8 protein-coding genes are annotated in these 16,616 nt (G+C 36.3%); all 8 read right to left on the bottom strand.

The annotated features are described in order from the left end of the window. Nucleotides 1–5,300 (bottom strand): YDG domain-containing protein (locus Q0050_RS01870; RefSeq protein ID WP_298392106.1); only part of this gene is annotated, 5,300 nt, incomplete at its 3' end. 189 nt (nucleotides 5,301–5,489) lie between these two features. Further along, nucleotides 5,490–5,801: a DUF3467 domain-containing protein gene (locus Q0050_RS01865; protein ID WP_298392104.1), complete on the bottom strand. Its 312-nt coding sequence runs from the start codon at nucleotides 5,799–5,801 to the stop codon at nucleotides 5,490–5,492. Nucleotides 5,802–5,803: 2 nt separating this feature from the next. Then, nucleotides 5,804–10,117, bottom strand: coding sequence for a DNA-directed RNA polymerase subunit beta' (gene rpoC / locus Q0050_RS01860; RefSeq protein ID WP_298392102.1), 4,314 nt, complete (start codon nucleotides 10,115–10,117; stop codon nucleotides 5,804–5,806). A 349-nt stretch (nucleotides 10,118–10,466) separates the two neighbouring features. After that, nucleotides 10,467–14,279: a DNA-directed RNA polymerase subunit beta gene (gene rpoB / locus Q0050_RS01855; RefSeq protein ID WP_298392100.1), complete on the bottom strand. Its 3,813-nt coding sequence runs from the start codon at nucleotides 14,277–14,279 to the stop codon at nucleotides 10,467–10,469. 264 nt (nucleotides 14,280–14,543) lie between these two features. Then, entirely contained in the window at nucleotides 14,544–14,915 is a 372-nt protein-coding gene (gene rplL, locus Q0050_RS01850; protein WP_298392098.1) for a 50S ribosomal protein L7/L12, read from the bottom strand. Between the two features lie 54 nt (nucleotides 14,916–14,969). Next, nucleotides 14,970–15,473 carry a 50S ribosomal protein L10 gene (gene rplJ / locus Q0050_RS01845; RefSeq protein ID WP_298392096.1) on the bottom strand — a complete coding sequence of 168 codons (504 nt, stop codon included), beginning with the start codon at nucleotides 15,471–15,473 and terminating at the stop codon, nucleotides 14,970–14,972. Between the two features lie 22 nt (nucleotides 15,474–15,495). Further along, entirely contained in the window at nucleotides 15,496–16,185 is a 690-nt protein-coding gene (gene rplA / locus Q0050_RS01840) for a 50S ribosomal protein L1 (RefSeq protein ID WP_298392094.1), read from the bottom strand. 8 nt (nucleotides 16,186–16,193) lie between these two features. Further along, a partial coding sequence (gene rplK, locus Q0050_RS01835; protein ID WP_298392092.1) for a 50S ribosomal protein L11 occupies nucleotides 16,194–16,616 on the bottom strand: 423 nt, incomplete at its 5' end.

Below are 16,616 nucleotides of genomic sequence, written 5' to 3'. Positions count from 1 at the left end.
TTGAATCTGTAACCTTGAGCAAAGTTAGTCCAGTTAGCAGTTACAGTAGAATACCAACCAGCTAAAGTAGTACCACAAGTTCCTGCTGGCAATGAACCAACAATTGGAGTACATCCACCTGGCAAACCAACATTATCAATAACACCATTACAATCATTATCAATTCCATCATAACAAACATCAACCGCATTTGGGTTAATCGCTGCATTAGCATCATTACAATCCGTTCCTAAAGTTACATAACCAACAAGAGGCACACAAGATTGGAACGTTGGCGCTAAAGGATCACCAAAACCATCATTATCAGCATCAACATAATAAGTCAAATTAGGTAATACCGTTACAACAGCACTTCCACTATTTCCTGTACCTACATAACCCAAACTATCAACAACCGACACAATTGTATAAGTAGCAGTAGCGGTCGGTGAAACAATAATATTAGTTCCGCTAACAAAATTAGTTTCTGTATAAACAATAGTTCCATCGGTATACTGAACAGTAAATGGACCTGTACCACCAGTCATTGCAATCGAAATAGCAGCACTATCACCTTGACAAACAGTTGTACTTCCAGAAATAACAGAAGCGGTTGGGCCAGTCAATAAAGCAGAAGTACCAAATAAAATCACATTATTTTGTGATGAATTACAGTCAAAACCTCCAGTACCAGTAGCAGCAGAAGCACCAAATCCATAAAGTCTGAAAGTTGTAGTTGCAGAAACATTCATCAAACTAGTAATAGGAATCGTTTTAACAGCAGTTTGACTTGCAGTCATATTAACAAGAGTCCCAATATCATTTGTAAATCCATCAGCAGATGATCTAAGTGCTACTGATTTTGGACCTGTACCTGAAAAATCCCAAATAAAAGAGAAAGAAGTTGGAGTAAAAGTATACCCTGAAGTTGGAGTAACAACAAATTGAATATAGTCATTTCCTGCAACAGCTTCAGCAAGTGTATTTCCTCCTGTAGTATTTCCGGTGTTGAACCAACCAGTACCACCAAAACGATTACTGTTTCCTGCAGCAGTGATTGAACCTAGGGTAAGATTAGCTGCCGTTACATTTGGATTGTTGTAAGTACTTGGCTCTGTAGTTTCAGTTCCAGCATTTCCAAAAGTATTCCATTGTAAAATCACTGGAGCAGTTATATTTGCAACAAGTCCTACAGGTTGTGTCAAAGAATAATTCCCAGCACTCGCACCCAACAAAGTAGAAGTAGAAGTTACTGATATAGCAGTTCCTTGCGCCGCCGAAGCAAAAGTACCTGTACCATTAAAAGTTACAACATCACCAGCAATAATTCCTGCTAATGTACCAGTAATATTAGCAGCAGTAGTTCCATCGAAAGGTTTGTTTTGAGCAACAGCACCAGTAACCGTTAATGCTTTTGGAGTGATAGCAGCAGTTAAACCTGTTGGTACCGTTAATACATATTTAGCAGCATCAGCACCACTTAAGGTTTGAGTTGATGTTACCGAAAGAGCCGTTCCAACATTTACAGATGCAAAAGTTCCTGTGTTAGAAACCACAACTGCATCCGTTCCAACTACACCAACAACAGTAAATCCTGAAATTGTTGCAGCATTTAATTTATCATAGATTTTATCATTAGCGACAGCTCCCGATAACGTAAGCTCTTTTGCTAAAATAGTATAACTTAATTGAGCAGTACCTGTTCCACCACCATTAGTAGCTGAAATAGTTACAGTGTAAACTCCAGGCAATCCAGTTGGTGTTCCAGTAATTTCACCGTTAATTGCGTTCACAGTTAATCCAGCTGGTAATCCCGAAGCACTAAAAGCTGTAGGTGCATTAGAGGCTGTGATAGTATAAGTTGGTGCCACAACACCATAAGTAGCAGATGCTGTTAATGCACTTGTAATTATTGGTGAAGGCTCACTTGTAATATCAGCAGTTAAACTAGGTTGCATTAAGAAATAATTAGCTGCACCTGTTCCAGAAATAGTATATCCTGTTACAGAAACAGCAATATTAGCTCCAACATCAGCAGTAGCAAAGGTTGCAACAGGAGTACCTCCTAAAATTACAACATCACTATTAATAACTCCTATTAAGGAAGCCGTACCATTTAAAGTAGCAGCCGTTGTTCCGTCAAAAACTTTGTTAGCAGCAGTTACTCCTGTAACCGTTAATTCTTTTGGAGTAACCGTACTTGAAGCGGTAGGTACAAGAACAGAAGCGGTATTTAAACTAGATAAAACAACATCACCTGAAAAAGGAGAATTGATTACCGATGCAGTAGCGCTTAATCTTACATAAACAGTAGTTGAAGCAATCGCTCCTGCAGCACCAACAGTTACAGTTGAAGCAAATCCAGAACCTGAAGTCAAAGACACTTCATATCCCGATGGAGGTGTTACCAAAATTCCTGCTTGCATATTAGTTCCTGAAACAGAAAAAGTAGTTTCTGCAGAAGGTGTTCCATAAACAGTAGTTAATGCTGCTAAAGTTCCTGAAGCAGAAATGACTGGCGCAGGAGCTAAAGAAGTGTATCCAAGTAATCGTACATTATTTTGAGAAGATCCTGTATCAAAACCTCCTGTACCGCCAGTACCAGTTGCACCATATCCATAAAGTCTGAAAGTAGTAGTCGTCAAATCAGATAATCCAGAAAGGGTCATCGTGTTAAAAGTGGTAGTTCCGATAACTAGTGAAGTAATCGTGCCGATATTAGCTACATAACCATCAGCAGAAGAACGCAAGGTCGCAGATTTTACACCTGTCCCTGAAGCATCCCAAATAAAAGATAAAGAAGTCGGAGTAAATAGATAACCTGGAGCAGGTTGAACAGTAAATTGAATGTATTTATTACCAGCAAAAGCCTCTGCTAAAGTATTTCCTCCAGCGGTATTACCTGTAGCAAACCAACCACTACCTCCAAAACGATTTGCATTTCCAGCAGGTACCACAGTACTACCAGTATAATTCAAAGTAGAAGCTTGCATAGTAGCATCATTAGCAGCACTTGGTTCCGTAGTTTCGTTACCAGTATTGTTAAAAGTATTCCACTGAACTAAAGGGAAAACAGGTTGCGTAATGTTAGCACTTAACCCTATAGGTTGAGTCAATGAATAATTCCCAGAAGCAGCACCACCAATAGTCGACGTCGACGTTACTGCAATACCAGTACCTATAGCCGAACTAGCAAAAGTTCCAGACAAAGATAAAGTTACAACATCTGGAGCAATCACACCACTTAACGTACCTGTAATAGTAGCGGTAGTTGTTCCATCAAACTCTTTATTTTGAGCTAAAGCACCAGAAATTGTAAGTGCTCTAGGTGTAATGTCAGCTGACAAACCTGATGGTAAAGTCAATGTATATTTCGCAGCATCTAAACCACTCAAAGTTTGAGTAGAAGTAACAGCAATACCAGTAGAGGCTGAAACTGTAGCAAAAGTACCAGTGTTAGACACGGTAACATTATCACTACCAAAAACCCCTACCAAAGTCGATCCCGCAATAGTAGCAGCATTAGTTCTATCATAGATTTTATTATTTGCAACAGCACCAGAAATAGTTAATTCTTTCGGCGTAATTGTATATACCAAAATTTGACTATCGCCTGTTCCAGCACCATTAGTAGCTGAAATAATTACATCATAAGCTCCAGGAGCTGCAGATGGTGTTCCAGTAATTGCTCCAGTTGTAGTATCTAAAGACAATCCATTTGGCAATCCAACAGCGCTAAAAGAAGTTGGTGCTTCCGAAGCAGTTATTGTATAAGTAGGTGCAACAGTACCATAAACCGCACTAAAAGTCAAAGCACTAGTAATAGTAGGAGTTGCTGCAGTTGTAACAGTGATAGTTCCAGCAACAGACGCAAACACATAATTAGCTGCAGTTAGACCAGATACATTTGGCAAAATAGTGACACCCAAAGTTCCAGCAGGAGTAGTATCAGTATAAGTTGTAGTGTAAGAAACCGTTCCACTCAATACAGAAGCAGTATCACTATTTACATAACCAGAAGATGCGAAAGTACCAGCACCAACAACAGTTGCAACTGGAGTTCCAAAGGCAACGTTTTGATTATTAGCTGTTATAGTTAAGGTTGCAGGAGCAACACTATTTCCAGAAGAAGGAGTAGTTATATTTACAGAACTTGCTCCTGTACTTGAAAGTACAATATTTTGCGCATTATAAGAACCTGACACAAGAGCATCAGCTTTTAACCTAATTCTTAAACTACCTGAAGCATTTCCAGCGGTTTGTGCAAAAGTAGCTGTAGTTCCATAAGTCACACCATCATTTGAAACTTCAAATCCAGTAGGCGCAGTAGCAATTAAATTAGCAGTTAAATTAGTTCCTGAAACCGTAAAAGATTGAGCAGCTGAAAACTGCCCATAAGTCGTTGTAAAAGCGGCAGTCGTTGCTGTACCAGTAATAGTTGGAGCAAAACCAGTTATAGATGAAGGAACCGCGTTAAAAACTGCAACATTATCTAAGAATAAATTGGCCGCATTGCTTGTACTTGAAACACCGGTCCAAGTCATTGCATTAATATTGGTGTTGCCCGCTGCACCACCTTTAGATAAATCATTACCAACAAGCACACCATTGATGTATAAGTCAAATTTTTGCACCGCAACCGTTTGATTATTGCCTGCATAGGTATAATTTATTGTACCTGCCGATTTGTTATTTCCAACTATTTCGACATTATAAGCTACTCCTTGACTAAAAGAAGAAGTAGTCAAACCAGCTGAATTATAGGTACCTGCATTGTTGAACGTCAATGTAAGCGCACCAGAAGGACCAAAAGTAAAACGTAAACCTGTAAAAACATTTCCGTTAGAAACATCAGTGTTATCAGTATAATTTGAGCCCTGTAAACCCTGATAAAAAGTCCAAACCCCAGAAGTTGCGGTGTTGGTCGCAGATGCGTCTCCCAATAACACCTTAAAAGAAGTATAAAATTCTAAACCTGCAGTGTAGCTCACAATCGGCGATACTTTAGCAACAGATGCAGAAGTTGAGGCAGCCGCTCTAACATAAGCTTCAGAAGTACCTAACGGATTAGATGCTATCACCAAACTTATTGGCGCATTAGCGGCAGTAGCGCCTGACCTAACATAAGTCGTCCCAACGCCTACTGGATTTGGAATTACTGCCGAAGATCCCGTTTGACTGACGTGCGTAGCAGTGGCATTTCCAAAATTTTGGACTGAGGTCTGACTCCATCCAAAACTTGGAATCATCAACACTAAAACAAATGCGACACTCGATAAGAGTATCCGCATTGAATTAATAACTTGTAAATGTTTTTTCATAAAATTATGATTTTTTTTGATTTTGAGATACAAAGTTAAAAACTAAACCTCTCAAAATCTTTGTTTTGTGTTAGCTTTATGTTAACATTTTTCAACAAGCACATTCATCGGTAAAATTGGTTTTTAATCGAGAATTTAAAAATAACACTAAAAAAAAACTCCTCAATTTCTTGAGGAGTTTTTAAAATATTAGGCTTGTCCAGTCGGACCAAAATTTAAGGGAATTGGCGGTTGTTCCGAATCCTTTATTTCGCCATGAGCTTGTTCAAATCGGTGAATATTTTCTCCAATTGCTTTAAGTAATCTTTTAGCATGTTGTGGAGTTAAAATAATTCTAGACTTCACTTTCGACTTAGGAACACCAGGCATGATGGTCACAAAATCTAAAACAAATTCAGAAGGAGAATGATTAATTATCGCTAAATTAGAATAAATTCCCTCAGCAATCTTTTCATCAAGCTCAATATTAATTTGTCCCGGTTGTGGATTATTATCGCTCATGATTAATAAATGTATTCTTCTTTATTTGCCATCAATTCGTTATAATCGTCTTTCGAACCTACAATGATATGATCGTAATCTCTCATACCTGTACCTGCAGGAATTCTATGTCCAACAATAACATTTTCTTTAAGACCTTCTAGAGTATCTATTTTACCAGCTACAGCTGCTTCATTTAATACTTTAGTTGTTTCCTGGAACGATGCAGCAGAAATGAATGACTTAGTTTGAAGCGAAGCTCTTGTAATACCTTGTAATACTGGAGTTGCAGTAGCCGTGATAACCTCACGAGCCACAACTAAATTTTTATCATTACGTTTCAATAATGAATTCTCATCTCTTAACTCACGTGGAGAAATGATTTGTCCTGGTTTAAGATTCTCTGAATCACCAGCATCTTCAACCACTTTCATTCCGTATAATTTATCGTTTTCACGAATAAAGTCACTTGTGTGAATCAATTGCTCTTCTAAGAATAAAGTATCTCCTGGATCATCAACTCTTACTTTACGCATCATTTGACGGATAACTACCTCAAAGTGTTTATCATTGATTTTTACACCTTGAAGACGGTATACTTCTTGAATTTCATTTACTAAATACTGTTGAACAGCAGATGGTCCTTGAATTCTTAAAATATCATCAGGAGTAATAGCACCATCAGATAAAGGTACACCAGCTTTAACAAAGTCATTTTCTTGAACAAGAATTTGAGACGATAATTTAACTAGGTACTTTCTAACATCTCCGAATTTAGATTCGATAATGATTTCACGATTACCTCTTTTAATTTTTCCAAAAGAAACAACTCCATCAATTTCAGAAACAACAGCAGGATTCGATGGATTACGAGCTTCTAACAACTCTGTAATTCTTGGTAAACCTCCTGTGATATCACCAGCTTTAGAAGAACGACGAGGAATTTTCACAAGAATTTTACCTGCTTTAATTTTCTCTCCATCTTCTACCATAAGGTGAGCTCCTACTGGTAAATTGTAAGAACGAATCAATTCTCCGTCTTTACCATATACCAATAATGTTGGAATTAATTTTTTGTTTCTTCCTTCAGAAATTACTTTTTCTTGGAAACCGGTTTGCTCATCAATCTCAACTTGGAACGATTGTCCTTGTTCTAAATCTTCATAAGCAATTTTTCCTGTAAATTCAGAAACAATTACACCGTTATATGGATCCCATTTACAAATAGCAGCACCTTTTTCAACAACATCACCATCTTTAACATTGATGATAGAACCGTAAGGAATATAGTGCGTACTTAAAAGGATACCTGTTTTAACATCAATTAATTTCAATTCTGTAGAACGAGATACCACGATATCTACTTTATTTCCTTCAGCATCTTCACCAATTACTGTTTTTAAATCTTCTATTTCTAATTTTCCACCAAATCTTGCGATAATGCTTGACTCTTCAGAAACTCCACCCGCAACTCCACCAACGTGGAATGTACGTAGTGTCAACTGTGTACCTGGCTCTCCAATAGATTGTGCAGCGATAACACCAACAGCTTCTCCTTTTTGAGTCATTTTACCTGTAGCTAAGTTTCTTCCGTAACATTTCGCACAAATACCTTTTTTAGCCTCACAAACTAGCGGAGAACGTACTTCCACTTTTTCAACTGGAGATTCTTCAATAGCTTTTACAATAGCTTCGGTAATTTGCTCACCTGCATGTACTAAAATATTTGAATCTAAAGGATTGATAACATCTTGCAAAGCAACACGTCCTAAAATTCTCTCTCCTAAAGTTTCTACAATCTCTTCATTTTTCTTTAAAGCCGAAACTTCAATTCCTCTTAAAGTACCACAGTCTACAGAGTTTACGATAACGTCTTGTGATACGTCATGTAATCTTCTTGTTAAGTAACCTGCATCGGCAGTTTTAAGAGCGGTATCCGCAAGTCCTTTACGAGCACCGTGAGTAGAAATAAAGTACTCAAGGATAGAAAGACCTTCTTTAAAGTTAGAAAGAATCGGGTTTTCAATAATTTCACCACCACCAGCAGTAGATTTTTTAGGCTTAGCCATCAAACCACGCATACCAGTTAACTGACGAATCTGTTCTTTAGATCCACGAGCTCCAGAATCAAGCATCATGTATACAGAGTTGAAACCTTGTTGGTCTTCTCTAATATTCTTCATTGCTAACTCTGTTAATTGAGCATTAGCAGAAGTCCAAATATCAATAACTTGGTTGTAACGTTCGTTATTGGTAATAAGACCCATATTATAATTTAAAGAAATTCCTTCTACTTGCTCTCTTGCATCTGCAATCAATTTAGTTTTTTGCTCAGGAATTCTAATATCACCTAATGAGAATGACAATCCACCTTTGAAGGCAAATTTATACCCCATATCTTTCATATTATCAAGGAACGCTGCCGTTGTAGGAACATCAGTTACTGCAAGGATTTTTCCAATAATATCACGTAAAGATTTTTTGGTTAATACTTCATTGATATATCCTGCTGCAGGAGGAACTACTTCATTAAATAGTACTCTACCAGCAGTAGTTTGAATCACTTTATAAACCAATTCACCATTTTCATTAAAATCTTTAGCACGTACTTTCACACGAGCATTCAATTCCAATCTACCTTCATTTAAAGCAATATTTACTTCTTCAGCAGAGTAGAATGTTAAATCTTGACCTAAAATCACGTGACCTTCTGTAGTCAATCTTTCTTTGGTCATATAATAAAGACCAAGTACCATGTCTTGAGAAGGAACCGTAATTGGAGCACCATTCGCCGGATTCAAGATATTGTGTGAAGCCAACATTAAAAGTTGTGCTTCCAAAATAGCTTCTGGTCCAAGTGGCAAGTGAACCGCCATCTGGTCACCATCAAAATCCGCGTTGAATGCCGTACACACTAATGGGTGTAATTGGATAGCTTTTCCTTCAATTAATTTTGGCTGGAATGCTTGAATACCAAGTCTGTGTAAGGTAGGGGCACGATTCAGTAATACTGGGTGACCTTTAATTACATTTTCTAAAATATCCCAAACAACTGGTTCTTTTTTGTCAATTATTTTCTTAGCTGACTTTACCGTTTTAACAATTCCCCTTTCGATTAATTTACGAATAACGAATGGTTTGTATAGTTCAGCAGCCATATCTTTAGGAAGACCACATTCGAATAATTTCATTTCTGGTCCAACAACAATTACCGAACGAGCAGAATAATCCACACGTTTTCCTAATAAGTTTTGACGGAAACGACCTTGCTTACCTTTTAATGAGTCCGATAAAGATTTTAACGGTCGGTTAGATTCAGTTTTTACAGCAGAAGCTTTACGAGTGTTATCAAATAATGAATCTACTGATTCTTGTAACATACGTTTTTCGTTTCTTAAGATAACTTCTGGAGCTTTGATTTCCATTAATCTTTTCAAACGGTTGTTTCTGATAATAACTCTTCTATACAAGTCATTCAAATCAGAAGTTGCGAAACGACCACCATCAAGTGGCACTAACGGACGCAATTCTGGTGGAATAACTGGTACAACTTTAAGAATCATCCATTCTGGACGGTTCTCTCTGTTTAAGTTAGAGTCACGGAACGATTCAACAACTTGTAATCTTTTTAATGCTTCTGTTTTTCTTTGTTTAGAAGTTTCATTATTAGCACTGTGTCTTAATTCGTAAGAAAGTGCATCTAAATCAGTTCTAGCCAATAAATCCATAATACACTCTGCTCCCATTTTGGCAACAAATTTATTTGGATCAAAATCATCAAGATATTGATTTTCCATTGGAAGCGTATCTAAAATATTCAAGTACTCTTCTTCTGTTAAGAAATCTAATCTTTGTAATGATTCGCCTTCAGCATTTTTAGCGATACCAGCTTGGATGACCACATATCTTTCATAATAGATAATCATATCTAATTTCTTAGATGGAAGTCCAAGGATATAACCAATTTTATTAGGAAGTGAACGGAAATACCAAATGTGAGCAATTGGCACAACAAGGTTGATGTGTCCTACTCTATCACGACGTACTTTTTTCTCTGTTACTTCAACACCACAACGGTCACAAACGATTCCTTTGTAGCGAATTCTTTTATATTTTCCACAAGCACACTCAAAATCCTTTACTGGACCAAAAATTCTCTCACAAAAAAGACCATCACGTTCTGGTTTGTGTGTTCTGTAATTAATGGTTTCGGGTTTTAAAACCTCACCACGAGACTCTGCTAAAATGGATTCTGGCGAAGCAAGTCCAATAGTGATTTTATTAAATCGCTTAATGGTGTTTTGCTTGTTGTCTTTGTTATTTCTGTTATTCATCATAGTTTTTACTATTGATTTACTACTATTAATTGAACTTAGATTTATAGTTTCTAAGTGATGAGTGATAAGTGATAAGTCATTAGCTATTTTAGATAATCTATACTTTTTTTTGCTAATTACTATTTACTTTTTACTAATTACTAAAAAACCATTAAGTTACTACCTCGAATTACTTCTCTAAACCTCAAACCTTAAATTTTGAAGTGCTAGTTATAAACAAAAATCTATAAAAAATCGGAACGGTTTACGGGTATAAATCTTTAAAAACTTGTTTTTGAAAAAGTTTTCAGTTTTCAGTCACAGTTTTCGGTAATTACACTGTAAACTGTGACTTTGACTGTAAACTTATTTATTCTTCTAATCTAATATCTAATCCAAGACCTTTCAATTCATGCATTAATACATTGAATGATTCTGGTAAACCTGGCTCTGGCATAGTTTCTCCCTTAACGATAGCTTCGTAAGTTTTAGCTCTACCAATTACATCATCTGACTTAACAGTTAAGATTTCACGTAGTGTACTTGACGCACCGTATGCTTCAAGTGCCCATACCTCCATCTCTCCAAAACGTTGACCTCCAAATTGAGCTTTACCTCCAAGTGGCTGTTGCGTGATAAGTGAGTATGGTCCGATAGAACGTGCGTGCATCTTATCATCAACCATGTGTCCAAGTTTCAACATATAGATAACTCCAACTGTTGCTGCTTGGTGGAAACGTTCTCCTGTTCCTCCGTCATATAAATAAGTATGACCAAATCTTGGAATTCCTGCCTCGTCTGTTAGTTCATTAATTTGATCTAATGTTGCACCATCAAAGATTGGCGTTGCATACTTACGACCTAATTTTTGTCCTGCCCATCCAAGTACAGTTTCATAAATTTGTCCAATGTTCATACGAGAAGGTACACCAAGTGGATTCAATACGATATCAACTGGAGTTCCATCTTCAAGGAAAGGCATATCTTCGTGACGAACGATACGTGCAACAATACCTTTGTTACCGTGACGTCCTGCCATTTTATCACCTACTTTAAGTTTACGTTTTTTAGCAATATATACTTTTGCTAATTTCAAGATTCCGGCTGGCAATTCATCTCCAACAGTAATCGTGAATTTCTCTCTACGTAAAGCTCCTTGCAAGTCGTTTAACTTGATTTTATAGTTGTGAATCAAATCGTTAACCATACGGTTAGTATCGTCATCAGCAACCCATTGACCTTTTGTTAAGTGAGCGAAATCCTCAACAGATTGAAGCATTTTTTTCGAATATTTTTTACCTTTCGGCAAAACTTCTTCTCCTAAATCGTTCATAACACCTTGCGATGTTTTTCCGTCAACAATAACAAAAAGTTTTTCGATCAAACGGTCTTTTAAATCAACAAATTTAGTTTCGAACTCCATTTCTAAAGCCGTCAAATCGTCTTTATCTTTAGTACGTTTACGTTTGTCTTTTACCGCTCTTGCGAATAATTTTTTATCTAAAACAACACCGTGTAATGAAGGAGAAGCTTTTAAAGAAGCATCTTTCACATCACCAGCTTTATCACCGAAGATAGCTCTTAAAAGTTTTTCTTCAGGAGTTGGATCAGATTCACCTTTTGGTGTAATTTTTCCGATAAGAATGTCGCCAGGTTTAACTTCGGCTCCAATTCTAATCATTCCATTTTCATCTAAATCTTTAGTAGCTTCTTCCGAAACGTTAGGAATATCATTAGTTAACTCTTCGTTACCCAATTTAGTATCTCTAACTTCTAAAGAATAATCATCAACGTGAATCGACGTAAAAATATCATCACGAACTACTTTTTCAGAAATTACAATAGCATCCTCGAAGTTGTACCCTTTCCATGGCATAAATGCTACTTTTAGGTTTCTACCGATTGCTAATTCTCCGTTTTGTGTAGCATAACCCTCACAAAGAACTTGTCCGAACTGAACTCTGTCACCTTTTCTTACGATAGGCTTCAAGTTAATAGATGTACTTTGGTTAGTTTTTCTAAACTTGATTAATTGGTATGTTTTTTCATCTGGTTCAAAACTTACCATTCTTTCTTCTTCAGTTCTGTCGTATTTGATGGTAATCATATTAGCATCAACGTATTCAACAGTTCCGTTTCCTTCAGCATTTATCAAAACTCTCGAATCAGAAGCAACTTGTCTCTCAAGACCTGTTCCAACAATTGGAGCTTCTGGACGTAATAATGGCACGGCTTGACGCATCATGTTAGATCCCATCAAAGCACGGTTCGCATCATCATGTTCTAAGAAAGGAATCAATGAAGCTGAAATAGAAGCAATTTGATTTGGAGCAACGTCGGTATAATGAATTTCTGTTGGTTTTACAACTGGAAAATCACCTTCCTCACGAGCAATAACCGTATCAGCAGTTATTGTTCCAGTGTTATCCATCTCAATGTTAGCTTGCGCAATCATCTTACCTTCTTCTTCCTCTGCGCTTAAATAGGTAGGCGTAGAATCTAAATCAACAACTCCATTTGTAACCTTACGGTAAGGAGTTTCAATGAATCCCATTCCATTTACTTTCGCATATACACCTAGAGATGAAATCAATCCAATGTTTGGTCCTTCAGGAGTTTCAATTGGACAAAGTCTTCCGTAGTGAGTATAGTGAACGTCACGAACCTCGAAACCAGCTCTTTCTCTAGAAAGTCCACCTGGTCCAAGTGCTGATAATCTTCTTTTGTGCGTAATCTCAGCTAGTGGATTGGTTTGATCCATAAATTGAGATAACTGGTTAGTTCCAAAGAAAGAGTTGATAACCGATGATAATGTTTTAGCATTAATCAAATCGATTGGTGTAAACACCTCGTTATCTCTAACGTTCATTCTTTCACGAATAGTTCTAGCCATACGAGCTAAACCAACACCAAATTGTTGAGAAAGTTGTTCACCAACTGTTCTAACACGACGGTTTGATAAGTGATCAATATCATCGATATCTGCTTTAGCATTGATAAGTTCAATCAAATATTTGATGATAGTGATGATGTCTTCTTTAGTTAAAACTTGTTTTTCCATTGGAATATCAAGATTTAACTTTTTATTCATTCTGTAACGACCAACTTCACCTAAGTTATAACGTTGGTCAGAGAAGAACAATTTATCAATAATACCACGAGCCGTTTCTTCATCAGGCGGTTCAGCATTACGTAATTGTCTGTATATATGTTCAACAGCTTCTTTTTCAGAGTTTGTTGGATCTTTCTGTAATGTATTGTGGATAATAGCATAATCCACTTGATTATTTTCTTCCTTATGTAATAAGATTAATTTTACATCAGCATCAAGAATTTCTTCCACATTATCTTTATCTAAGATAGTGTCACGATCTAAAATAATTTCGTTACGTTCGATAGAAACAACTTCTCCAGTATCCTCATCCACGAAATCTTCGTGCCAAGTATTTAATACTCTTGCTGCTAATTTTCTACCTACATATTTTTTAAGTCCAGTTTTTGAAACTTTAATTTCTTCTGCAAGGTCAAATATCTCAAGAATATCTTTATCTCTTTCAAATCCGATAGCACGCAAAAGAGTTGTAACTGGTAATTTTTTCTTTCTATCAATATACGCATACATTACGTTATTGATATCAGTAGCAAATTCAATCCAAGAACCTTTAAAAGGAATTACCCTAGCAGAATACAATTTTGTACCATTTGCATGGAATGACTGACCAAAGAAAACCCCTGGAGAACGGTGTAATTGAGACACTACAACACGCTCAGCGCCATTTATAACAAATGTTCCGCTCGGCGTCATGTAAGGAATCGTACCTAAATAAACATCTTGAACTATAGTTTCAAAATCCTCATGTTCAGGATCTGTACAATATAATTTAAGACGCGCTTTCAAAGGCACACTATAAGTCAAACCTCTTTCGATACACTCTTGTATAGAGTAACGAGGTGGATCAACAAAGTAATCTAGGAATTCTAATACAAATTGATTTCTTGTATCGGTAATTGGAAAGTTTTCCATGAAGGTATTGTATAAACCTTCGTTGCCTCTTTCGTCAGATTTAGTTTCCAATTGGAAAAAATCTTGAAACGATTTAACCTGAACATCCAGAAAATCTGGGTATTGAGGAATATTTTTAGTAGAGGCAAAATTCAATCTTTCAGTCTGATTTGTTATCATCAATGGACAAAATTTTGATTTAAAAAAAGTAATTTTTGTGTAAAAACACTGTTTAATCTATACTTTTCCTTTTTATAATCAATACATCTTTAAAAATAAACCAGGAAAATTTAGCTTATTTCTTTCATCGTAGGGATTAAAATTTTTTCGTATTTTAAACTATTTGATAATAAAACTTATTAGAATTTTATTATACGAAAAATGGTTTAGGTCATTGAGCGGTTAAACTCAAGACCTAAACCTAGTTCTAAAACTGTGTTAGAATTATTTTAACTCAACAACAGCTCCAGCTTCTTCTAATGATTTTTTCAAACCTTCAGCTTCAGCTTTAGTAACTCCTTCTTTAATGTTAGATGGTGCACCGTCTACAAGATCTTTAGCTTCTTTTAATCCTAAACCAGTTAATTCTTTAACCGCTTTAACAACTGCTAATTTAGAAGCACCTGCATCTTTTAATACAACTGTGAATTCTGTTTGCTCTTCAGCAGCACCAGCATCACCACCACCAGCAGCAACTACTACAGCTGCAGCAGCTGGTTCGATACCATACTCATCTTTTAATATTGTAGCTAAATCGTTAACTTCTTTTACAGTTAAGTTAACTAATTGTTCTGCGAATTGTTTCAAATCTGCCATTTTTTCTATCGTTTAAAATGTTTTGTAATTTATTTTTGTTTACTCGTGCGCAAATTATTCTGCAACAGCCTCACCTTTTTGTTCTGCATTATTTAACAAAGCAGAGATGATGCGTTTAGCAGGAGATTGAAGTAATCCAATGATTTCTCCAATAACTTCTTCTTTTGATTTTAATGAAGCCAAACTGTCTAAAAGGTTATCGCCGATGTAGATTTCACCGTTGATGTAAGCACCTTTAAAAGAAGGCTTATCCGATTTTTTACGGAAATCTTTAATTATTTTTGCTGGTGCATTAGCAATATCAGCAATAAAAATTGATGAATTTCCTTTTAAAACTGATGATAAATCACCATAATCATTAGTTGAAGCTTCCATTGCTTTTTCTAACAATGTATTTTTAACCACTTCTAATTTAATTCCAGCCTTAAAACAAGCTCTTCTTAAGTTTGAAGTAGTATCAGCATTTAATCCAGAAGTATCTGCTATATAAACTATGTTTGCATTAGCCAACTTTGCAGTTAAATCTTCTATCGCGATTGATTTTTCTTCTCTAGTCATAATAAAATTTGTTAACTACCAATTATACAGCTTTAGGATCTAAAGCAATTGCAGGACTCATTGTACTAGACAAGTGAATAGACTTGATGTAAGTACCTTTGGCCGCAGTTGGTTTCATTTTGATTAATGTTTGAATAATTTCGTGAGCGTTATCTACAAGTTTATCAGCATCAAAAGATATTCTTCCAATACCAGCATGTACGATACCAGTTTTATCAACTTTAAAGTCAATTTTACCTGCTTTAATTTCAGTAACAGCTTTACCAATTTCCATTGTTACTGTTCCTGTTTTTGGGTTTGGCATTAAACCTCTTGGTCCTAAAATACGACCTAAAGGACCTAATTTACCCATAATAGCTGGCATTGTAACGATTACGTCAACATCTGTCCAACCATCTTTAATTTTCTGAAGATAATCATCCAATCCTACATAGTCTGCGCCTGCAGCTTTAGCTTCAGCTTCTTTATCTGGAGTAACTAAAGCCAAAACTTTAGTATCTTTTCCAGTACCATGTGGAAGTGTAACAACACCTCTTACCATTTGATTTGCTTTTCTAGGATCAACTCCAAGTTTTACAGCAATATCTACTGACTCGTCAAATTTTGCTGAAGCAACAACTTTCAATAAAGATGAAGCATCTTTTAATGAATACAGTTTGTGCTTTTCAATTTTTGAAGCAGCTTCTTTTTGTTTTTTTGTCAATTTTGCCATTTCTTACCTTAATTTAGAGGAGAATCTCCAGTTACAGTTATACCCATAGATCTAGCTGTTCCAGCAATCATGCTCATAGCTTTTTCAATTGTGAAAGCATTTAAATCAACCATCTTATCCTCAGCAATAGCCTTAATTTGATCCCAAGTTACGCTTGCAACTTTCTTTCTGTTAGGCTGGCCCGAACCAGATTTCAATTTAGCAGCATCCAATAATTGAATTGCAGCAGGTGGAGTTTTAACAACAAAATCAAACGATTTGTCTTTATACACAGTAATTTGTACTGGTAAAACTTTGCCAGGTTGATCTTGAGTTCTAGCATTAAATTGCTTACAGAACTCCATGATGTTAACTCCAGCAGCTCCCAAAGCAGGTCCAACCGGTGGCGACGGGTTCGCAGCACCTCCCTTAACTTGTAGTTTAACTACTTT

Source organism: Flavobacterium sp. (genome assembly GCF_027483985.1).
In the GTDB taxonomy this organism is placed as follows: domain Bacteria; phylum Bacteroidota; class Bacteroidia; order Flavobacteriales; family Flavobacteriaceae; genus Flavobacterium.
Note: the sequence above shows the minus strand (reverse complement) of the source record. Positions and strands in the feature narration are given on the sequence as shown.

Excerpts from the sequence above, each read along its gene's own strand:
- rpoB (WP_298392100.1), bottom strand. The coding sequence starts at position 14,279 with ATGATAACAAATCAGACTGAAAGATTGAATTTTGCCTCTACTAAAAAT.
- Q0050_RS01865 (WP_298392104.1), bottom strand. The coding sequence starts at position 5,801 with ATGAGCGATAATAATCCACAACCGGGACAAATTAATATTGAGCTTGAT.
- rplJ (WP_298392096.1), bottom strand. The coding sequence starts at position 15,473 with ATGACTAGAGAAGAAAAATCAATCGCGATAGAAGATTTAACTGCAAAG.
- rplA (WP_298392094.1), bottom strand. The coding sequence starts at position 16,185 with ATGGCAAAATTGACAAAAAAACAAAAAGAAGCTGCTTCAAAAATTGAA.
- rpoC (WP_298392102.1), bottom strand. The coding sequence starts at position 10,117 with ATGATGAATAACAGAAATAACAAAGACAACAAGCAAAACACCATTAAG.
- rplL (WP_298392098.1), bottom strand. The coding sequence starts at position 14,915 with ATGGCAGATTTGAAACAATTCGCAGAACAATTAGTTAACTTAACTGTA.